This is a genomic window from Bacillus thuringiensis (assembly GCF_001595725.1).
GTDB classification, from domain to species: Bacteria; Bacillota; Bacilli; order Bacillales; family Bacillaceae_G; genus Bacillus_A; species Bacillus_A thuringiensis_K.
Window position 1 is genome coordinate 5,053,915 of the sequence record NZ_CP014282.1, and the last position, 21,103, is coordinate 5,075,017.

Below are 21,103 nucleotides of genomic sequence, written 5' to 3' on the forward strand. Positions count from 1 at the left end.
GCAATCTCAGAGCCCGAGATGCCTTTTATATATACTATCTAGCTCCAGCGGCTTGAATGCTCGGTGGCTTCACTTCTTCCTACGAGGCAAACACCGCCTCTTCGTCAGAAGCTCCATCCCCTCACATTCAGAACGAGCCGCTTCCGCTTTTATTAATCTAGTTCCGCCTCCTAGCCCCTTTCGTCTAAGAACCTTCCCCACAAGAAGGTAAAAAGCACCTTCTGTGAGAAAGAACCTTAGCCGATGGGGCTGAACAGTCGGCTTCACTTTTTATTATTATTCAGAAGCTACGAATACTTTTTTAAATCCGTTAATTGCTGCTGCAAATTTGTCGTCATCCGCAAGTTTCTTAGTTGTGCGGATTTCTTCTAATAAGTCAGTCGCATTAGAATCTAACCAAGCATGGAATTCTTCTTCAAAACGAGTGATATCTACTACTGGGATATCATCTAGGAATCCACGTGTTAAAGCGTAAAGAATGATAACTTGTTTCTCTACACGTAATGGTTTGTGTAATCCTTGTTTTAATACCTCAACAGTACGAGCACCACGGTTTAATTTCGCTTGAGTTGCTTTATCAAGGTCAGAACCGAACTGAGCGAACGCTTCTAACTCACGGTAAGATGCAAGGTCAAGACGAAGTGTACCTGATACTTTACTCATCGCTTTAATCTGAGCAGATCCACCTACACGAGATACAGAAGTACCCGCATCGATCGCTGGACGTACGCCAGAGAAGAATAGATCAGATTGTAAGAAGATTTGTCCATCCGTAATAGAAATTACGTTTGTTGGGATGTATGCAGATACGTCCCCTGCTTGTGTTTCGATGAAAGGTAGTGCAGTTAAAGAACCGCCGCCTCTTGCATCACTTAATTTTGCTGCACGCTCTAATAAGCGAGAATGTAAGTAGAATACATCCCCTGGGTAAGCTTCACGACCTGGAGGACGACGTAATAGTAATGACAGCTCACGGTAAGCCGCTGCTTGTTTTGATAAGTCATCATATACTACTAATACGTGTTTACCATTGTACATGAACTCTTCACCCATTGTTACACCAGCGTAAGGAGCTAGGTATAATAATGGAGCTGGTTGAGAAGCAGATGCAGTTACAACGATTGTGTACTCTAATGCACCGTGCTTACGTAGTGTTTCTACTACGTTACGTACAGTTGATTCTTTTTGTCCAATTGCTACGTAGATACAAATCATGTCTTCATCTTTTTGGTTAATGATTGTATCAAGTGCAACTGCTGTTTTACCAGTTTGACGGTCACCGATGATTAACTCACGTTGACCACGACCAATTGGTACAAGGGCATCGATCGCTTTAATACCTGTTTGAAGTGGCTCATGAACAGATTTACGATCCATTACACCTGGTGCTGGACTTTCGATTGGACGAGTGTTTGTTGTATTGATTGGGCCTAAACCATCAACTGGTTGACCTAATGGGTTTACAACACGACCAATTAGTTCTTTTCCTACTGGTACTTGCATGATGCGACCAGTACGACGAACTTCGTCACCTTCACGGATTTCTGTGTAAGGTCCTAAAATGATAATACCTACGTTGTTTTCCTCTAAGTTTTGTGCTAGTCCCATAACGCCGTTAGAGAACTCTACAAGTTCACCAGCCATAACGTTATCAAGACCATGAGCACGCGCGATACCGTCACCAACTTGGATAACTGTACCAACATCACTAACTTCGATTTCAGACTGATAGTTCTCGATTTGTTGCTTTATCAGTGCGCTAATTTCTTCAGCTCTGATGCTCATGTGCTTCACCCCTATCTATTCTTCATTAATTCACGCTGAATACGTGCTAATTTTCCTTGTAAACTTCCGTCATAAATGCGATTTCCAATACGTACTTTAATTCCGCCTAGTAAATCTTCATCTACAACATTTTTCACGCGAATTGCATCTTTTCCCGTTCTCTTTGCAAATGCTTCAGCAATGTTAAGCTTCTCTTCTTCTGATAGAAGACGAGTAGAATATACAGTTGCATCCGCTACGTTACGTTCTTCATTAGCAAGAACAACATATTCATCTGCAATTTCAGGTAAGATATCAATGCGTTTGTTATCAATTAAAATATATAACGTATTTAAAATAGATTCAGAAACAGATCCGAATACGTTTGCAAGAAACGTTTTCTTTTGTTCCTTTGAAATGTTCGGTTGCGTTAAAAAGCTATGTAGTTCTCCGTTCTTTACATAAACGTTTTGTACAAGGCGTAATTCCTCTTCAAACATTTCTAATACGTGTTTTTCTTTAGCAATTTTAAAAAGAGCGACAGCATAACGTTTTGCTACAATCCCATTGCTCATCGCGCTTCTCCTACTTCTTTAATATAATCGCGAATTAACTTCACTTGATCTTCTTCTTTTAATTCTTTTTCAATTACTTTAGAAGCAATTTGAACAGATAAAGAAGCAACTTGTTCTTGTAAAGCAGCAATTGCTTGCTCTTTTTCGCGTTGAATTTCTTGTACAGCAGATGCTTTAATTGATTCTGCTTCTTCTTTCGCAGCAGCAACAATAACATCTTTCTGATCTACAGCTTGTTTTTTCGCTCTTTCAATTAACTCTTGTGCTTCAACACGTGATTGTTTTAACATTTCACGTTGTTCTTCTACTAACTTCTTCGCTTCAGCGTTACTTCTTTCTGCAGCGTCGATTTCATTAGTAACATGCTCTTCACGTTCTTTCATAATCCCCATTAAAGGACCCCACGCAAATTTGCGTAGCATCACTAACAGAAGTAAGAAAATGAACAATGTATAAGCAATCGTTCCAAATGGAATGGCAGCCCCTAATAATAAAGTTGGCACAAGGATTCACTCCCTTCAAAATATCTAGATTGATCATATGAAAAAAAAAGACATACGTTTCGTTCATAAAGCAATGGCGAAGAAAGTTCGGAAAAACACTCTTCGCCATCTATGTAAGGGGAGTCTCCCTTATTTGTTCATTACGATGAATGCAATAACTACACCGATGATTGGAAGTGCCTCAACTAAAGCAACCCCGATGAACATAATTGTTTGAAGTGCGCCTTTTAATTCTGGTTGACGAGCAACACCTTCGATTGTACGTGATACGATAAGACCGTTACCAATACCTGCACCTAATGCTGATAAACCAATTGCAATTGCAGCTGCGATTACACCTAAACTCATTTAATTTGTCCTCCTTTGTATTATAAAAAAATAAATTTTTTCTTACTTAAATTATATTAATGGTCATGGCTTACTTTATGAGCCATATAAACCATCGTTAACATAACGAAAATAAATGCTTGGATTGATCCAACGAATACACTGAATCCCATCCATGCTAACATTGGTACAAGCGCACCTACTGCCCCAAGGACTGATGCTCCGCCCAACTTAGCAAGTAATCCTAATAAGATCTCACCTGCATAAATGTTACCAAATAAACGAAGACCTAACGTTAATGTGTTAGCAAACTCCTCAATAACCTTTAATGGGAATAAGAATTTCATAGGTTGGAAATAACCTTTTACGTACTCTTTCGTACCCTTCATCTTAATTCCATAATAATGGGTGAGGGTAACTACCATCACGGCTAATGTTAATGTAACTGCTGGATCAGACGTTGGTGATCTCCACCATGCAATATGTTCGCCAGCTTCAGTTGCTGAATACATGAATGGTAAACCAAGGAAGTTCGATACGATGATAAACATGATAAGCGTAACGCCAAGCGTTAAGAAACGTCCACCTGTTTTCCAGTCCATCGTACTATTGATAATCCCTTTCACGAAGTCAAACACCCATTCCATGAAGTTTTGCATCCCGGTTGGGCGAAGAGCTAAGCTGCGAGTTCCGATAACAGCGATTAAGAAAACAATAACTGCTGCTACAGTAACCATCATAACTGATGACAAATCGAACGTTAAACCTAGAAATTCAACTAATTTACCGTGTTCCACTAGTAATTCACCTCTCTTCCCTGCTCTTATACTCTAAATAAAGAAAATCTATGATCATGACAAGGTATCCTGTCAGCAATCCTACACCTAGGCCCCACATCGCGATTAACTCTTGATATTTGGCTGCAAATAAAATTAATAACCCAATCGTGGCGAATCTTGAATATGTACTTACCGCTGTTGCCTTGAACTTCACGTTTTCTCCATTTGTTACGCGGTCTAGCAGCTTGTCTGTTCTACGTGCAATGATGCGCAAACTAAGAAAACTGAAAATCGTACCGATAATCAGTCCAAGAAATACATCCTTGTAAGAGGTAAATCCCCATCCTAGCACTAGAAGCGCAAGCAAGTAGTACATATATTTCTTTTGTCTTTGGACAAGTCCATGTACGTCTATCATCATTGCTCTCCCGAATAGTAATGTCGAATGAGTCGAATCATTGCGTATACCCCTGTTCCTAGTCCGAGTAATAACCCTATAATAAGAAACAACGGAAACGTTCCAACCTTATTATCAATCCACTGCCCACCAAAGATTCCAACAAGAATAGAACCGACTAACTGAGCGAGAATACCTGACATTAAAGCATAAGCTTTTATATGGCTGCGATCGTTTTTTTGCAAGGATTCATCCCTCCAATATGTAACCCTCATTCACGATGTGTTAATAATAACTCATTTTTTTGCATAAATCCTATACAAAACAAAAAGTTTACATTTTCGTCACGGAATAGATGTAATTTTGTCACTGAAAGCCCTACCATCTATCCCCGTTGTTAGCATACAATAGGGTATTAACAGTGTCAACGAGAAATCGTAAAAAATCTAAAAATTTGAGTATTAGGCATTTCCTCCCAAAAATGAAAACGTTCCCCTTCTAAATACTGGTTACATATATGCAATTTCTAACAGTTTTCTCTTTATAATAGAAGGAAATGTTCACAAGTTTGTCACTATTATATTTTCGAGATATAACGCTTTTCTTCCATAATATAGTGTTCCTCAGACGTAAGACTTCTATATTATATGTGAGGTGTATGCAACTTATGTTGTATATACGATGTATATTTATCCTCTCCCCCTCCCCTACTTGCTTACAGCAAAAAAAGACGAGCTGGGGAATCTCCCCTGCTCGTCAGTTGTCTTACTTCGTTCCGAATAAACGGTCACCAGCATCACCAAGACCTGGTACTACATATCCGTGGTCATTTAATTTCTCATCTAATGCTGCTACATAAATATCAACATCAGGATGTTCTTCTTGTACTACTTTTACCCCTTCTGGAGCTGCAACGATACACATTAATTTAATTTGTTTCGCACCGCGCTTTTTCAGAGAGTTAATTGCTTCAGCCGCAGAACCACCTGTTGCTAGCATCGGATCTAGTACGATAAAGTCACGCTCTTCTACATCCGTTGGAAGTTTCACATAGTATTCTACCGGTTGCAATGTTTTAGGGTCACGGTATAAACCAACGTGTCCTACTTTTGCTGCTGGAATTAATTTCAGAATTCCATCAACCATTCCTAAACCTGCACGTAAAATCGGAATTAAACCAAGTTTTTTACCAGCGATCACTTTTGTTGTCGCTTTGCTTACAGGTGTTTCAATTTCAATGTCCTTAAGTGGAAGGTCGCGAGTAATTTCGAAAGCCATTAAGCTTGCTACTTCGTCCACTAATTCACGAAAATCTTTCGTACCTGTATTCTTATCGCGAATATATGTAATCTTATGTTGAATTAACGGGTGATCAAATACATACAGTTTTCCCATGTGAATCTCTCCTTTAGATGATATTCATGCGTTTGCACGCTTTTTTACACTATTTACGATTGTAAAGAAAACGCTACTAATATTCAAGGGCAAATTTGGCAAAATCATGATTTTACGATGAATCTATCTAGTATCTTTACCAATTATGGGAGCTGTATCCTTCATTATATCGCCAAAATTTATTCATCATTTGTATACATACTTTAAAAATAATATATGTCCACAAAAAAGACCGCCAAAACAATTAAGTCTCGGCAGTCTTCTTCAATCTATTATAGATTTGGATACATTGGGAATTTGCTAGTTAACGCTTCTACACGCTTACGTACTTCTTCTAATGCAGCTTCATTGTCATGATTTTTTAATGTATAGGCAATAAGTGACGCAATTTCATCCATTTCTTCTAAACCGAAACCACGAGATGTTACAGCTGCTGTACCGATACGTACACCACTTGTTACAAATGGGCTTGCTGTTTCAAATGGAATTGTATTTTTGTTCACTGTAATACCAACTTCATCTAATACGTGCTCTGCTACTTTACCTGTGATTTCTAAGTTACGAACATCAATCAAGATTAAGTGATTGTCTGTTCCGCCAGAAACAAGTGTAAGTCCTTCTTTTTGGAGACCTTCAGCTAAGCGGTTCGCATTGTTAATGATATTTTGTGCATATGTTTTGAAATCATCTTGAAGTGCCTCACCAAATGCAACAGCTTTCGCAGCGATTACGTGCATAAGTGGACCACCTTGAATACCAGGGAAGATTGATTTATCAATTTGTTTTGCAAATTGCTCTTCACATAAAATCATACCACCACGCGGGCCACGTAACGTTTTATGTGTTGTCGTTGTAACGAAATGTGCATGTGGTACTGGATTTGGATGTAAACCAGCAGCTACTAAACCAGCGATATGTGCCATATCAACCATTAAATAAGCGCCCACTTCATCTGCAATCTCACGGAATCGCTTGAAATCGATAACACGAGGGTATGCACTTGCACCTGCAACGATTAATTTTGGTTTATGTTCTTTCGCTTTTGCTAATACATCATCGTAATTAATACGGTGAGAGTCAGCATCCACGCCATATTCTACGAAATTATATTGTACTCCACTGAAGTTAACAGGGCTTCCGTGTGTTAAGTGACCACCATGAGATAAATTCATACCAAGTACTGTATCGCCTTGCTCTAAAATCGTGAAGTATACTGCCATGTTCGCTTGTGCACCAGAGTGTGGTTGAACATTGACGTGCTCTGCGCCGAAAATTTCTTTCACACGATCACGTGCGATATCTTCTACTACGTCTACGTGTTCACAGCCACCATAGTAACGTTTTCCAGGATATCCTTCAGCATACTTATTCGTTAAAACAGAACCTTGTGCCTCCATTACTGCTTCACTTACGAAGTTTTCCGAAGCAATTAACTCAATCTTTGAACGCTGTCTTCCTAGTTCTGCCTCAATTGCAGCAAATACCTTTTCATCTTGACGTTTTAAATGATCCACCAAAATCCCCCTTTTCTGAACGAATTACATCGATTCCCAATAGTTTTTTCTCATTTATTCAGAAAAAACGAAAATTCAGGTTGTAATTCTTTCGAACCTTCATGTTTTCAACTACATTCTAACATGACTTTCTATATCATAAAAGAAAAAAAAGACCGAAAATCGGTCTTTTCTTTCTTCTATTATAAAGTCAGACAACATACCTTTTATCTTATGATAAACAGTTACTATATGACTTCCTAATTTCTCATATTTAACGGCAAGTGGTAGTCTCTTCCGCTGCCGCATAGACAGCACGTGCCCCACCAATTAGTTTTCCACGTGTTTTGGCCATCGTTACATGCGCACTTCCAATTTCCTTCACACTTGTACGAACCGGAACAGCTACATGCTTTAAATGCATACCGATAAATGTATCACCAATATCCATTCCTGCATCAGCTTTAATAAACTCAACTACTACCGGATCTTTCAAATTGTGATACGCGTATGTCCCCAATGCACCACCTGCTGATCTAACAGGCGTAACTGTTACAATTTCAAATTGATATTTTATCGCTACTTCTCTCTCAACTACTAAAGCACGGTTTAAATGCTCACAACATTGAAACGCTAATTCAATACCTGTTTGCTCTTGAAATTGTTTTAACTCAGAGAAAATCGCCTCTGCTACTTCCATCGTTCCTGATGTTCCAATTCTTTCGCCTAGCACTTCGCTCGTGCTACAACCCACTACAAAAATTTGACCGCTTTGTAATGAAGCTTGTTCTTGGAAATCAGAAAGCAACATTTGTAGCTGTTCTCTTACCTTTACGATTTCTGTCATTACGCCTCTTCCTTTCACAGGTTGGTTCACCAAATTATATTGCACACTACTGATAGTTAGAATCTATTACTTTGTTTCGTATGTTTTAATTTTTCCTACGCGGTTTTCGTGACGACCACCTTCATAGTCAGTTGTTAACCAGATTTTCGCAATATCACGCGCTAGACCAGCACCAATTACACGCTCGCCCATTGCTAGCATGTTAGTGTCATTATGCTCTCTCGTTGCTTTCGCGCTGAAAGTATCATGAACTAACGCACAACGGATACCATTCACTTTGTTTGCTGCGATTGACATACCAATGCCTGTCCCACAAACTAAAATACCACGATCTACTTCACCATTCGCTACCATTTCAGCTGCTGGAAACGCAAAGTCAGGGTAATCAACAGAACCAGCTTCACATTCACAACCTAAATCAATATATTCAATATTTAACTCTTCTAATAAACTTACAAGTTCTTTGCGGATATTCATACCGCCGTGATCAGATGCTATTACTACTTTCATTTTTACCCCTCCAAAGTTTCAATCCATTATCTTCATTTCTCACTCGATCCTTTAATGGGACGAAGTGATCTCCAATATCGTATTATACACGAAACATCAACCTTCTGAATGGTTTTTCAGTAAAGTTTGTACAAGTTTTTCCATCTCTTCTAACGTTTCTTTATAAATAGAAAGTGATCCGCCAAATGGATCTGAAATATCCTTACTTATTCCCTCAGCTACTCCATATAATGTATCTACTTTCTCTTCGACACTCGGATAATGCCCAAGGACAATTTGCTTATGGTTTTCCGTCATTGTTACTACAATATCTGCCCAACCAATCAAAGTTTCGTTTACCTGCTGCGCGGCATGATCGATTGCAATTCCCTTTTCAGCTAAAGCTTCCTTCGCATGTACCGATGCATCGCTCCCAGGATAGGCGAAAACACCAGCAGATTGCACTTCAAACTTATCTCCTCCGTGATGACGAAGCAACGCCTCAGCCATTGGACTACGACATGTATTGCCAGTACAAACAAATAACACTCGTTTCATTCAAACCCACCCCTATATTCCATTTCTTATCACTCATCATAACTTACATTAGAATAGAACAAAAGAAATGTGAATATACAAAAGGCGCATTTCTCTTATATTTTTTCTAAGAAAAATGCGCCTTATCCACATATATGTGAAGCCCTATTTCCAAGTGCCTAGAGTATTTTAACATACCTGCTGAACATACAACAAAAATAAGGAATCCATTTCATACGAAACGGATTCCTCTTATATAGCAATTATTTCATTGTAACTTTCATTACTTCTGTTGAACCTTTTGTAGCTGCTACGCCTACAGTTGTCTTAATAGACTCAGCTGCATCTGTGTTTGTAATAACAATTGGAGTAATTGTGCTTTTCGCTTTTTCACGGATTAATTCTAGGTCGAATGAGATTAATTTATCTCCAGCTTTTACAGCTTGGCCTTCAGAAACGTGAGCTTCGAAACCTTCGCCTTCCATTTTTACAGTTTCTAATCCAACGTGGATTAAAATTTCTGTACCGTTTTTCGCTTTAATTCCGATAGCATGTTTTGTGTGGAATAATTGTACGATTTCACCATCAACTGGAGATACAACTACACCTTCAGTAGGATCGATTGCAACGCCGTCACCCATCATACGACCAGCAAATACTGGATCTGGTACTTCTTCAATATTTTTCACTGCTCCAGTTAATGGAGCTACGATTGTTTCTTCATTTGTTTTTGAACCAAGACCGAATAATTTTTTAAACATAGGATAGTCCTCCTTATAATTTACCTAAAAGTTTATAGGGCAATCCCTAGTAAAGCTCGGGATACATGTAAGACTTCATACTTCGAATATTATACTGTAAAAACGCTTTCGAAATAAATTACGTCATTACTAATAGACTCTTATTGTAGCGCTTCACAAAATTCCAGTCAATTCTGATTGTCTGAATAACAATTAGAAGTTAACTTCTATTTATATTTTCTCTTTTTTTGCCCAACTTGTCTAGAGGTCTTTACTACATTTTATTTTTTGTTGTTAATTTGTAAAATTTAATTCAAACTTTTTTCAAAATCCACTTGACTAAAGTAAGTAACTATTTTATAATTACTTACGTAAGGTAAGTTGATAACTTTTAGGAGGTTTTGAAAAATGATGGATTTCGGTCTACTTATTATTCGTCTTATTATAGGAATTACATTCATGGGTCATGGTGCTCAAAAATTATTTGGTTGGTTCGGCGGTTACGGTTTAAAAGGAACAGGTGGCTGGATGGAGTCAATCGGTTTACGCCCTGGTGTATTTATGGCATTTATGGCTGGCGCAACTGAATTACTAGGTGGTTTCTTATTCGCATCAGGTATTTTCATTGTAGTTGGTTCATTATTTATCGTTGGAACAATGTTAATGGCTATCTTCACTGTTCACGGAAAAAATGGTTACTGGGTAACACAAAACGGATATGAATATAACTTAATGTTAATCGCTGTCGCTGTTGGTGTAGCTTTAATCGGACCTGGGGCATACGTTTTACTTTAATTTTTATCTCAAATTTGAGATTCTTGAAAAAAGAACTTACTTCATTACAATTGAAGTAAGTTCTTTTTATGAAATAAAATATTATTTCCAGCAGGATTTTCTCATCGTTATCTTGTAAACAAACAATAAGTATTCATATTTAGAAAGGGGATTACAAGCATGTTATCCATTAATCCAGATGAACAAACTGAAAAAGATAATTACAAATTACTTACTGGAAGTATCATCCCTCGTCCTGTAGCATTCGTTACTTCTGTAACAAAAGACGGTGTATTAAACGGAGCGCCATATAGTTATTTCAATATTGTCGCTGCTAATCCACCACTTATCTCAGTATCTGTACAACGAAAAGCTGGAGAAAGAAAGGACACTTCCCGAAACGCAATTGAAAAAGGAGAATTTGTTGTACATATTTCTGACGAATCATATGTAGCAGCAATTAATGAAACAGCAGCTAACCTCCCGCCAAATGAAAGTGAAATTGAACTAGCAAAACTAACACCAATCAAAAGTGAAGTCATCTCTGTTCCAGGTGTAAAAGAAGCAAATATTCGAATGGAATGCGTATTAGAACGTGCAATTCCACTTGGCGGAACGGAAGACTCACCAGCTTGTGATCTACTAATTGGACGCGTCGTTCGTTTCCACATTGCCGAACATCTATATGAAAAAGGGCGGATTCACGCCGAAGGACTCAAACCAATAAGCCGCTTAGCAGGACACAACTATGCAAAATTAGGAGAACAATTTGAATTGGTTAGGCCAGTTTAAAAGTGGAAGTGGCCCGTTTAGCTCTGATCAGCTAAGGTTCTCTCGCACAAAAGGTGCTTTTTACCTTGAGTAGCGGAGGTTCTTAGATGCGAAGAGCTGGCCACTGGAACTGGATAATATCTAAAAGCGGCAGCGGCTCGCTCAGAATGGGAGGAGGATGGAGCTTCTGACGTAGAGGCGCTTTTTGCCTCGCAGGAAGACGCGAAGCCACCGACCATTCTAGCCGCTGAAGCTGGATATATTTAAAAGCAAGGCGGCTAGATTCCTCCCATCACTCAAATATAAAATCCCCTGCTTTTTAGCAGGGGATTTTATCATTGTAATTCTTCCTTCTTTTCCTCTAAAGTAGGCATTTTCTCTTTTTTCGGCTTCCCTAGCTTAATTACGAAGAAGTATAGGGAAAGCAATGTAATAAGAAAAACAATTAAAAACGGGTACGGAGAGTAAAAAGCACGCGCCGCCTCAGTCTTTCCCGCAACAAATTTCAATGACTCAATATCTAAAAACTCAGCAAACATTTGTACACCGAGCATACTAAACCAAAAAACAAAAAAACTAATAATAATACCAAAAACTTGCTTCAATCTCGTCATTCATCTCATCCTTTCTATATCTGTAATTTTTAGCGCAATAAATATAGTACAAACAAAATATTCACAGAAAGGAACTATCTCACCATTCACGAATTAACTTAATCCAACCTAGCATCGAAATTTGCAAAATAATACCCCAAATTATAAGTCTTCTTAGCCATCGAGGAAAGAAGGTTAAAAATTTAACATACCATTCCAATAACTTGTTCATAATTCCCTCCTACATAAAATTATATAGGAAAAAGGATATATAATCCAAACCCAATCAAAATGATACCACCTACTATCTCACCATATGTACCGAGCATATCTTTCGCATGTCTCCCAATTAATAAACCAATCCACGCTAATAACATGCTAACAAATCCAAAAAGTAAAATCGTAATAATTGTTTGTGCCCCATAAATACCAAGACTAAGTCCTACTGAGAAGCTATCTATACTGACGCCAAATGCAAATACGAATAAACCAATTCCAATAGGGGCTGTTCTAGTCTCTTCATTTTGTAAAATGGTCGAATATACGATATAAAACCCTAGTCCAATTAATAAAATAGCACCCGCAAAATGTGCGATATCTCCATACTTCTCTGATAAAAAATGACCTAGTACCATTCCTATAAACGGCATAATAATATGAAATATCCCTATCGTCATACCAATATACAGGATTTGTCTTAACTTTAGGGGCATCATCCCCATACCAAGACTCACCGAGAACGCATCCATCCCTAAGGCGAACGCCATAATTATTAAAGGTATTAGCTGTTCAAACGTCATTCATGCCCCTCCTTGGACGTGCTACTTCACAATATGCTTATCCAAGGAGAAATATTCTGTTTGCTAATCTTACCTTATCATTCAATAATAATATGATGTCCTGCCGCTTTTGTTAAACGATTCATAATTGCATTCCCTATTCCTTCATTAGGAAATGACTCACTAAAAATAACATCCACTTCACTTGCATCAAATGTTCTAAGTACATCATATAATTTAGTCGCAACAATAGCTAAGTCACTTCTAACACCACAAGATAATATAACATCTGCACTATATACATGCTGATACTCTTCTGTCGTTAATACGCCTACTTTAAATCCTTCTTCCTTTTTCTCATCCACAAGATGCTGAATAAACTCACGTGAGCCCTCAACAATACTAAGTGGTGCTTTCGGTGCATAATGTGTGTATTTCATTCCAGGTGATTTCGGTTTTTCCTTCTCATCCTTTAAAGCTGGATCTAAAGAAACCGTACCTATCATCGCTTCTAATTGTTCTTTCGTAATCCCACCTGGACGTAATATTGTTGGAACCGCGCTTGTACAATCAATTACAGTTGATTCAACGCCTACTCCAGTTGCACCACCATCAACAATACCTGCAATCTTCCCATTCAAATCTTCATATACGTGAGAAGCTAATGTTGGACTTGGACGCCCTGAACGATTCGCACTTGGTGCCGCAACAGGTACATTCGCCTCTTCAATAAGAGCAAGTGCAATTGGATGATCAGGCATTCTTACTCCAACCGTATTAAGTCCTGCCGTCACCTTCTCTGAAATCCCTTCTTTTCTCGGCAAAATAATTGTTAATGGTCCTGGCCAAAAATGCGCCATTAACTTCTCTGCAACTGGTGGAATTTCTTTCACAATCCCATCTAACTGAGATTTTGTACCTATATGGACAATGAGTGGATTATCACTCGGTCTTCCTTTCGCTTCGAAAATTTTCGCGATTGCTTCATCATCCATCGCATTTGCACCTAACCCATATACTGTTTCCGTAGGGAAAGCCACCGCCTCATTTTCTCTTAATAATTTTGCTGCTTCTTGTAACTGTGGATAATATTTTTTTCTTTCCACAACATTATCCACAACCCACATATTTGTATGCATTTTTTTCCACGTCCTTTTCTACCCTTAAATACTTGTCTATTTTTAGTTTACTATGAGATTTATCCAAAAGACAAACAAGGTTTATCCACAAAATGTGGATAAACCTAATTAATCCGTGGATAACTTTGTGTATAGCTGACAATTTAGTATTATTGCATTCTGCTCTTTTATATTTTTACAAAAATGTTCTAGCTGTTGAATTCCCTCTGAAACCTCATCCTTTTCTATAGTAAAAAAGTCAAAGAACTGAAAGATCGGTACAGATTGTGGATGATTTGTTAGTAAGTACAATTGTTGAACACTTTTTTCTTTCATATACTGCAAAAACATTTCAAAAAAATATAAGAAAGTCTGTTTATCCACATGAGGTGTGAATAAACAAGAACGAATAAGCACATCTTCCCCACTTTGTTCATAACCAATTACAGCTCGTATTTCTTCCGCCTCTTCCAAAATCATAAATTGTGCGTACAACTCATTTATTTTATCATCTTTTTTATTAGCTTGTCCGAAAAAAGAATGTAATCTTTCCACATCTGCTTTCGTAGCAAAATACACTTTCTTCATAATAAATCCCTCCTCATTTTTATATATGAAGAGGGATTTATTAATAGTACTATTTAGAGAATAAAGATGTAAAAGCTTCTACAATAAACAATTTAACTTCTGGCTTTTCTTCTTCCTCTTCTACTTTTACATACTCATTTTTCTTTTCTTGTTTTTTCTCCACAGGTTTCTCCACTTTTTCCACAGTTTTCATTTCTTCTTTACTTACAGGCTGCTCTTCGACTTTTGTTTCATTTTTTACTACTTTCTTTTCAGAAGCTGTTACTTTTTTTACTACTTCCTGCTTTACAGCTTTCGTTTCTTTTACCTTATCTACTTTCTTCTCTTCTTTATCTATTACTTCCTCATCTAGTTGTTTCACCTGCTCCTCTTCAGGAGATTCCGCCTTCACAACGTGCCCTTCTTTTCTTACAGCTGTCCCGCTCGAAAAATCTAAGAAACACATTGGTGGAAATAATACACACCACCAGTTCGCCCCTTCACCTTCTCCAATTGTGATTAATACTGCTTCATATTCTCCTGCTGGATAAATAAAATTCCCGTATACCTTTGTAGGAAACTTTACATTCTTACTAAATTTCACTTGAAATGAATCTTTACTTCCTTCTCTTTTTAACGTATTTTCCACCGTTTTCTCGATTTCTGGAATATGACTTTGAATTACTTTGCGTGCCTCTTCAAATGAAGTTAAATCCGCTACCCACCCATCAATTTGTGCTTTTACTTCATCACGCACTTTACGTTTCAATGCCTGGTCTTTATCTGAATCACTATTTGCTAAAATTCGTAATCGAACGGCCTCTTTCGGAATAACTGAAGGCCCTTTCGCATCAGCTTTCATATATCCAAACTGCACAAGTAACTGTGCACCAATTAATAGTATAAGAAGATAAGCAATAACTTGTTTTTTCATTTCCTCCACCGTCCCTTCTACAAACAGTGTGGACAGACTTTCATCTTTCTAAACTATTAAATTCAAAATCTATATGAATTTTTCCACAAAAAAATAGAGTAAGGTGTGAACCTTACTCCATCTCTGCAAATACCATACGATCTTTTCCGTTAATATCGAAAACAACCTCAACATGAGCATGTGGAAAAGCTTGTTGTAACAATCTTTTTACATCCTCACCTTGTCCTACTCCAATTTCAAACGCCACAATCGCTTTCTTCTGCAACACATTCGGCAATTCTTCCATAAAACGGCGATAGAAATCTAATCCGTCTTCACCACCAACAAGTGCTCTCTTCGGCTCATGCTCTTTCACAACAGGAGAAAGACCACGCCAATCCTCTTCCGGTATATATGGAGGATTTGAAACAACAACATCTAGCTTTTGACCCGTTTTATGAAATGGTGACAATAAATCACCGTGATAGAACGTTACTTCTGCACCTAAAGCTTTTGCATTTTCTTTTGCAACTTCAATCGACTCTTGTGCAATATCTACTGTATAAACATGAAGATTTTCATTTTCTAAAGCAAGCGTAATAGAAATCGCTCCACTACCTGTACCTATATCTGCTACATGTAGTTTCTCATCACCAAAATGGCGCTCGATTCTTTCTAATACTCCCACTATAAGCTCTTCTGTTTCCGGTCTTGGTATTAATACTTCTTCATTCACAAAGAAAGACCGTCCATAAAACATTTCATAACCAATCATATATTGAATAGGAATACCTTCTACATGCTTGTGGATAAACTCCGTAAAGCTTTTCTCTTGATCCTCAGTTATTTCTTCACGCATATTCATAAGTAATCCTGTTCTGTTCACCTTTAATACATGACAAAGGACAATTTCTCCCGCATTTTCATCTCGTCCATTTTCCTGTAAAAAAGAAGAAGCCCATTTCAGGGCTTCATAGACACGCATTACTCAGCTGCCTCCATCTTTTGAGCCTGATCTTCCATCACTAAGGCATTGATGAAATCATCTAACTTACCTTGTAAGATTTGATCTAGCTTTTGAATCGTTAAACCGATTCGATGGTCTGTAACACGGTTTTGCGGGAAGTTATACGTACGAATACGCTCTGAACGATCTCCCGTACCAACAGCTTGTTTACGGTTTTGATCATACTCAGCTTGCGCTTCTTGTCTAAACTTATCATAAACACGTGCGCGTAATACTTTCATCGCTTTTTCTTTATTCTTGATCTGTGATTTCTCATCCTGACAAGATACAACTACACCAGTCGGTAAATGCGTTAAACGCACCGCTGACATCGTTGTATTAACGCTCTGTCCACCAGGTCCACTAGAAGCGAATGTATCAACACGAACATCTTTCTCATGAATATCAATTTCTACTTCTTCTGCCTCTGGTAATACAGCTACAGTTGCTGTAGATGTATGAATACGTCCACCAGATTCCGTTTCAGGAACACGTTGTACACGGTGAGCACCATTCTCGAATTTCAGCTTCGCGAAAGCACCTTTACCATTAATCATAAAGATAATCTCTTTATATCCACCTAACTCTGTATAGCTAGCCTCAATAATCTCCGTTTTCCAGCCCTGTACCTCAGCGTAACGGCTATACATACGGTATAAGTCACCAGCAAATAAAGCTGCCTCGTCTCCACCAGCAGCTCCACGAACCTCAACGATAACGTTCTTATCATCATTAGGGTCTTTTGGAACAAGTAAAATTTTCAGACGCTCTGATAATGTTTTATCTTGTGATTCTAACTCAGAAACTTCTTCTTTTACCATTTCACGCATTTCTGCGTCTAACTTATCTTCTAACATTGCTTTCGCATCTTTTAATTGCTCACGAACATCCTTATACTCACGATACACCTCTACCGTTTCCTGTATATCAGACTGTTCCTTTGAATATTCACGAAGCTTATTTGAATCACTAATAATCGCTGGATCACTTAACAATTCATTTAACTTCTCATAACGATTTTCTACAGCTTGCAAACGATCTAACACATCATTCACCTCTACATCCTAGTATCTAATACAAATAGTATATGGTACTTACTCAAAAAAACGCAAATTATATTTAAAAGCGCAAGCGGCTCACACCGCTCATTCTCTCTATTTTGAAAAAAACCCGCCTTGCGCAGCGAGTTTTACTTATCTTTGTTTGCAGGTACTGCATGACAATGACGACAACGTGGTTCATACGATTCTGAAGCTCCAACTAAAATAATTGGATCATCAAATGCCGCTGGTTCTCCATCAATTAATCGTTGTGTACGACTTGCTGGAGATCCACATACAGAACATACTGCTTGTAGTTTTGTCACATGTTCAGCAATCGCCATCAGCTGAGGAACTTGTCCAAATGGTAGACCACGGAAATCTTGGTCTAAACCAGCTACAATGACACGATAGCCACGATTTGCCAATACTTGCACCACTTCCACAATGTCCCCATCAAAAAATTGCACCTCATCGATTGCAATAACATCCAGCTCTTCTGTAATATGTTCAAATATATCCTTTGAAGCTGAAACAGGAACTGCTTTTACCTTTAATCCGTTATGTGATACAACATCTTCTTCACTATATCGATTATCAATACATGGTTTAAATACAATTGCATGTTGTTTTGCAAATTGCGTACGGCGCACACGGCGGATTAGCTCTTCTGACTTGCCAGAAAACATACTACCGCAAATCACTTCAATCCAGCCATTTTGATTTATTAAGTACATGAAGCTCTCCTTTCATCTACTTTTCAGTTAAAAGTAGGGTAAAGGTATAATATTTTCGCAAAAAAAACAGACAAGCGAATACATACACTTGCCTGTTTTATGTTTTTATTACTTAAGACCGTATTTCTTATTGAAGCGGTCAACGCGTCCGTCTGCAGTAGCAAACTTCTGACGTCCAGTGTAGAATGGGTGAGAATCAGAACTGATCTCAACTTTTAGTAATGGATAAGTGTTACCATCTTCCCACTCAACAGTTTCGTTAGATCCTTTAGTAGATCCGCTTAAGAATTTGAAGCCTGTGTTTGTGTCCATGAATACAACTTTCTTGTAATCTGGGTGAATTCCTGCTTTCATTCTTTTCATCTCCTTCCGCCCTGAATCATTTTCGAAACAGAGTTTTTCATCTTCAGCTGCATACACAACTATATTGATGAAACACATATGATGAAATTATAACAAGGCTAACTTCATTTTGCAACTACCTGTTTTTGTCTTTTTAATTTTAAAAGCGCAAGCGGCTCGTTCAGAATGGGAGGGGGATGGAGCTTCTGACGTAGAGGCGCTTTTTGCCTCGTAGGAAGACGCGAAGCCACCGACCATTCTAGCCGCTGGAGCTGGATATTAAATTGAAAGTGGAGGTGGCTCGCTCAGCTCTGACCAGCTAAGGTTCTTTCGCCTAAAGGTGCTTTTTACCTTTCGGGCGGAAGGTTCTTAGATGCGAAGAGCTAGCCACCGGAACTGGATATTATCTTAAAGTGGAGACGGCTCGTTCAGAATCGCAGGGCACTTTAAACTCTCGACCTTGAAGCGCTCTTTGCTTCGAGCGAGAGAGTGAAATGACCGGAGATTCTAGCCGCTGGAGCTGGATATTAACTTAAAAGTGGAGACGGCTTGTTCAGCTCTGACTGGCTAAGGTTCTCTCGCATAAAAGGTGCTTTTTACCTTTAATGCGGGAGGTTCTTAGACACGAAGAGCTAGCCGTCGGAACTGGATACATTTTAAAAGCAGAAGCGGCTTGTTCAGAATCGCAGGGCACTTTAAACTCTCGACCTTGAAGCGCTTTTTGCTTCATGCAAGAGAGCGAAATGACTAAAAATTTTAACTGCTGAAGCGGCTCATCCAGCTCTGACTAACTCAAGTTCTTCCACTTATTTCCCTCTTTAATATCACCTAAACAGCATAAAAAACTCGCTTACTATAAAATAAGCGAGTCCTGATTTTTTCCCTTTACTTAGTTGTTACATACCTTTTCGAGTCTGCAACAATGTTTTGTAAAAACTCTTCATTTGTCTTCGTTTGACGAAGCTTACGTAAGAAACTTTCAACGAAGTCTGGTGTATCACGCATTGTTTTACGAATGCCCCATAACTTGTCTAAATGTTCTTTTGGAATTAATAGATCTTCTTTACGTGTACCAGAACGACGAATATCAATCGCCGGGAAGATACGACGTTCAGCTAATGAACGATCTAAGTGAAGTTCCATATTTCCAGTTCCTTTAAATTCCTCGTAAATAACATCGTCCATACGGGATCCTGTATCAACAAGGGCTGTTGCTAAAATTGTTAAGCTACCGCCTTCTTCAATATTACGCGCAGCTCCAAAGAAACGCTTCGGTCTATGGAAGGCAGCTGGATCGATACCGCCTGATAATGTTCTACCACTTGGTGGAATAACGAGGTTGTAAGCTCGAGCTAAACGGGTAATACTATCCATTAAAATGATAACATCTTTCTTGTGCTCTACAAGACGCATCGCACGTTCTAACACAAGCTCAGCTACTTTAATATGATTTTCTGGTACTTCATCAAAAGTAGAACTTACAACATCTCCTTTAACAGAACGTTCAATGTCTGTTACTTCCTCTGGACGCTCATCAATTAAAAGTACAATTAATTCTGCTTCCGGATGATTTGTTGTAACACTGTGCGCGATTTCTTTTAATAGACTTGTTTTACCAGCCTTTGGAGGCGCAACAATTAAACCACGTTGTCCAAATCCAACTGGTGCGATTAAATCCATGATGCGTGTCGGTAACTTTTTCGGTTCCGTTTCCAATTTCATTTGGCGATCTGGGTATAATGGTGTTAATGCAGGGAAATGCACACGCTCTTTTGCTGAATCTGGATCATCTCCATTTACAGCTTCAACTTGTAATAACCCAAAATAGCGTTCATTTTCTTTCGGAGGTCGTACTTTACCAGAAACCTTGTCTCCATTACGTAAATCGAAACGACGAATTTGCGAAGCTGAGATATAAATATCTTCTGAGCTTGGAGAATAGTTGATAGGACGTAGGAATCCAAATCCTTCTGATTGAATAATTTCTAATACACCTTCCATGAAAAAGAAACCTTCTTTTTCTGCTCGAGCTTTCAAAATAGAAAAAATTAACTCTTTTTTCGTTAACTTGCTATAATACGAAATCTTAAATTCTTTCGCAAGCTCGTATAACTCTTTTAATTTCATGTTTTCTAATGCTGCAATTGACAAATTCATTCAGACACCACACTTTAACGTTATTCTCTTTTTTCATGGGTAAAGGGAAAAAATACGGAAGGCAAATAATTAATAATGAAAGGCAATAAGTTCAAGTAGGGTAATATTCACTATTGTAACCCTTTTATCTAGTTTTAATCAATACGTTGGAACACAAATACAAGAAGCGAAGACAAGAAAATTTGTCTTCGCTTCTTATTTAATTTAGTTCCAGCTCCGATAGTTAAAAAGATCGGCCATTTTAACCTTTCTGAACGAGCCGCTTACGCTTTTTACTTAATCCAGCTTCAGCAGCTAGAATGGTCGGTGGCTTCACTTCTTCCTACGAGGCAAAAAGCGCCTCTACGTCAGAAGCTCCATCCCCCTCCCATTCTGAACGAGCTGCTTACGCTTTTTATTTAATCCAGCTCCGGTGGCTAGAAGGGTCAGTCATTTCACCCCTTCCTGCGAGGCACAAAAC

27 protein-coding genes are annotated in these 21,103 nt (G+C 38.3%); 2 read left to right on the forward strand and 25 right to left on the reverse strand.

From position 1 onward, the window contains the following. Positions 1 to 276: 276 nt before the first annotated feature. The 14 genes from atpA to AXW78_RS25540 form a co-directional block, all read right to left on the reverse strand. Positions 277 to 1,785 carry a F0F1 ATP synthase subunit alpha gene (atpA, locus tag AXW78_RS25475; RefSeq protein ID WP_000027521.1) on the reverse strand — a complete coding sequence of 503 codons (1,509 nt, stop codon included), beginning with the start codon at positions 1,783 to 1,785 and terminating at the stop codon, positions 277 to 279. 11 nt (positions 1,786 to 1,796) lie between these two features. Further along, on the reverse strand, positions 1,797 to 2,339 hold the full coding sequence (gene atpH, locus AXW78_RS25480; protein WP_000064683.1) for a F0F1 ATP synthase subunit delta: 543 nt from the start codon (positions 2,337 to 2,339) through the stop codon (positions 1,797 to 1,799). Next, positions 2,336 to 2,842 (reverse strand): F0F1 ATP synthase subunit B, encoded by a 507-nt coding sequence (gene atpF, locus AXW78_RS25485; protein ID WP_001142618.1) that lies wholly within the window; start codon positions 2,840 to 2,842, stop codon positions 2,336 to 2,338. Before atpF ends, atpH begins: the two co-directional genes overlap by 4 nt. A gap of 129 nt (positions 2,843 to 2,971) precedes the next feature. Next, the gene (atpE, locus tag AXW78_RS25490) at positions 2,972 to 3,190 is read right to left on the reverse strand and encodes a F0F1 ATP synthase subunit C (RefSeq protein ID WP_000052064.1); all 219 of its coding nucleotides are present in this window, start codon (positions 3,188 to 3,190) and stop codon (positions 2,972 to 2,974) included. Positions 3,191 to 3,246: 56 nt separating this feature from the next. Beyond that, entirely contained in the window at positions 3,247 to 3,966 is a 720-nt protein-coding gene (gene atpB / locus AXW78_RS25495; RefSeq protein ID WP_000399872.1) for a F0F1 ATP synthase subunit A, read from the reverse strand. A gap of 7 nt (positions 3,967 to 3,973) precedes the next feature. Then, positions 3,974 to 4,366, reverse strand: a complete 393-nt coding sequence (locus AXW78_RS25500) for an ATP synthase subunit I (protein ID WP_000567600.1) — start codon at positions 4,364 to 4,366, stop codon at positions 3,974 to 3,976. Further along, positions 4,366 to 4,590, reverse strand: coding sequence for an AtpZ/AtpI family protein (locus AXW78_RS25505; protein ID WP_001171223.1), 225 nt, complete (start codon positions 4,588 to 4,590; stop codon positions 4,366 to 4,368). Before AXW78_RS25505 ends, AXW78_RS25500 begins: the two co-directional genes overlap by 1 nt. A gap of 26 nt (positions 4,591 to 4,616) precedes the next feature. Continuing rightward, on the reverse strand, positions 4,617 to 4,730 hold the full coding sequence (locus AXW78_RS25510) for a DUF4024 domain-containing protein (protein WP_000232962.1): 114 nt from the start codon (positions 4,728 to 4,730) through the stop codon (positions 4,617 to 4,619). A gap of 380 nt (positions 4,731 to 5,110) precedes the next feature. Then, positions 5,111 to 5,740, reverse strand: coding sequence for a uracil phosphoribosyltransferase (upp, locus tag AXW78_RS25515; RefSeq protein ID WP_000517539.1), 630 nt, complete (start codon positions 5,738 to 5,740; stop codon positions 5,111 to 5,113). Between the two features lie 272 nt (positions 5,741 to 6,012). Further along, positions 6,013 to 7,254 (reverse strand): serine hydroxymethyltransferase, encoded by a 1,242-nt coding sequence (gene glyA, locus AXW78_RS25520; protein ID WP_000349804.1) that lies wholly within the window; start codon positions 7,252 to 7,254, stop codon positions 6,013 to 6,015. Between the two features lie 253 nt (positions 7,255 to 7,507). Further along, positions 7,508 to 8,080: a TIGR01440 family protein gene (locus AXW78_RS25525; RefSeq protein ID WP_000136371.1), complete on the reverse strand. Its 573-nt coding sequence runs from the start codon at positions 8,078 to 8,080 to the stop codon at positions 7,508 to 7,510. Between the two features lie 66 nt (positions 8,081 to 8,146). Continuing rightward, entirely contained in the window at positions 8,147 to 8,590 is a 444-nt protein-coding gene (rpiB, locus tag AXW78_RS25530; RefSeq protein ID WP_000869542.1) for a ribose 5-phosphate isomerase B, read from the reverse strand. 96 nt (positions 8,591 to 8,686) lie between these two features. Then, entirely contained in the window at positions 8,687 to 9,127 is a 441-nt protein-coding gene (locus AXW78_RS25535; protein WP_000832367.1) for a low molecular weight protein arginine phosphatase, read from the reverse strand. A gap of 242 nt (positions 9,128 to 9,369) precedes the next feature. Continuing rightward, positions 9,370 to 9,867: a PTS sugar transporter subunit IIA gene (locus AXW78_RS25540; protein ID WP_000473665.1), complete on the reverse strand. Its 498-nt coding sequence runs from the start codon at positions 9,865 to 9,867 to the stop codon at positions 9,370 to 9,372. Between the two features lie 387 nt (positions 9,868 to 10,254). On the opposite strand from AXW78_RS25540, the gene AXW78_RS25545 reads away from it, so the two are divergent. Beyond that, complete coding sequence (locus AXW78_RS25545; RefSeq protein ID WP_000968616.1) at positions 10,255 to 10,641, forward strand: DoxX family protein; 387 nt, start codon at positions 10,255 to 10,257, stop codon at positions 10,639 to 10,641. A gap of 159 nt (positions 10,642 to 10,800) precedes the next feature. Next, on the forward strand, positions 10,801 to 11,412 hold the full coding sequence (locus tag AXW78_RS25550) for a flavin reductase family protein (RefSeq protein ID WP_000949038.1): 612 nt from the start codon (positions 10,801 to 10,803) through the stop codon (positions 11,410 to 11,412). 314 nt (positions 11,413 to 11,726) lie between these two features. On the opposite strand, the gene AXW78_RS25560 is transcribed toward AXW78_RS25550, so the two are convergent. From AXW78_RS25560 to rho, 11 genes are all read right to left on the reverse strand, one after another. Continuing rightward, positions 11,727 to 12,005 carry a DUF3935 domain-containing protein gene (locus AXW78_RS25560; protein ID WP_000197472.1) on the reverse strand — a complete coding sequence of 93 codons (279 nt, stop codon included), beginning with the start codon at positions 12,003 to 12,005 and terminating at the stop codon, positions 11,727 to 11,729. Positions 12,006 to 12,084: 79 nt separating this feature from the next. Then, positions 12,085 to 12,216 carry a hypothetical protein gene (locus tag AXW78_RS35310; protein WP_001037634.1) on the reverse strand — a complete coding sequence of 44 codons (132 nt, stop codon included), beginning with the start codon at positions 12,214 to 12,216 and terminating at the stop codon, positions 12,085 to 12,087. A 19-nt stretch (positions 12,217 to 12,235) separates the two neighbouring features. Then, positions 12,236 to 12,784, reverse strand: a complete 549-nt coding sequence (locus AXW78_RS25565) for a manganese efflux pump MntP (protein WP_000142472.1) — start codon at positions 12,782 to 12,784, stop codon at positions 12,236 to 12,238. Between the two features lie 77 nt (positions 12,785 to 12,861). Then, positions 12,862 to 13,902: an L-threonylcarbamoyladenylate synthase gene (locus AXW78_RS25570; RefSeq protein ID WP_061884791.1), complete on the reverse strand. Its 1,041-nt coding sequence runs from the start codon at positions 13,900 to 13,902 to the stop codon at positions 12,862 to 12,864. A gap of 108 nt (positions 13,903 to 14,010) precedes the next feature. Further along, complete coding sequence (locus tag AXW78_RS25575) at positions 14,011 to 14,469, reverse strand: hypothetical protein (protein ID WP_000758439.1); 459 nt, start codon at positions 14,467 to 14,469, stop codon at positions 14,011 to 14,013. 49 nt (positions 14,470 to 14,518) lie between these two features. Then, on the reverse strand, positions 14,519 to 15,382 hold the full coding sequence (spoIIR, locus tag AXW78_RS25580) for a stage II sporulation protein R (RefSeq protein ID WP_061884866.1): 864 nt from the start codon (positions 15,380 to 15,382) through the stop codon (positions 14,519 to 14,521). Positions 15,383 to 15,494: 112 nt separating this feature from the next. After that, entirely contained in the window at positions 15,495 to 16,346 is an 852-nt protein-coding gene (gene prmC / locus AXW78_RS25585) for a peptide chain release factor N(5)-glutamine methyltransferase (protein ID WP_001267055.1), read from the reverse strand. Continuing rightward, a complete protein-coding gene (gene prfA / locus AXW78_RS25590) occupies positions 16,346 to 17,413 on the reverse strand; it encodes a peptide chain release factor 1 (RefSeq protein WP_000887064.1) in 1,068 nt (355 codons plus the stop codon). Before prfA ends, prmC begins: the two co-directional genes overlap by 1 nt. Before the next feature lie 143 nt (positions 17,414 to 17,556). Further along, positions 17,557 to 18,144, reverse strand: a complete 588-nt coding sequence (locus AXW78_RS25595) for a thymidine kinase (RefSeq protein ID WP_000280859.1) — start codon at positions 18,142 to 18,144, stop codon at positions 17,557 to 17,559. A 108-nt stretch (positions 18,145 to 18,252) separates the two neighbouring features. Beyond that, on the reverse strand, positions 18,253 to 18,498 hold the full coding sequence (locus AXW78_RS25600) for a type B 50S ribosomal protein L31 (protein ID WP_000643433.1): 246 nt from the start codon (positions 18,496 to 18,498) through the stop codon (positions 18,253 to 18,255). An 873-nt stretch (positions 18,499 to 19,371) separates the two neighbouring features. Then, positions 19,372 to 20,643, reverse strand: coding sequence for a transcription termination factor Rho (rho, locus tag AXW78_RS25605; RefSeq protein ID WP_001053903.1), 1,272 nt, complete (start codon positions 20,641 to 20,643; stop codon positions 19,372 to 19,374). Positions 20,644 to 21,103: the final 460 nt, after the last annotated feature.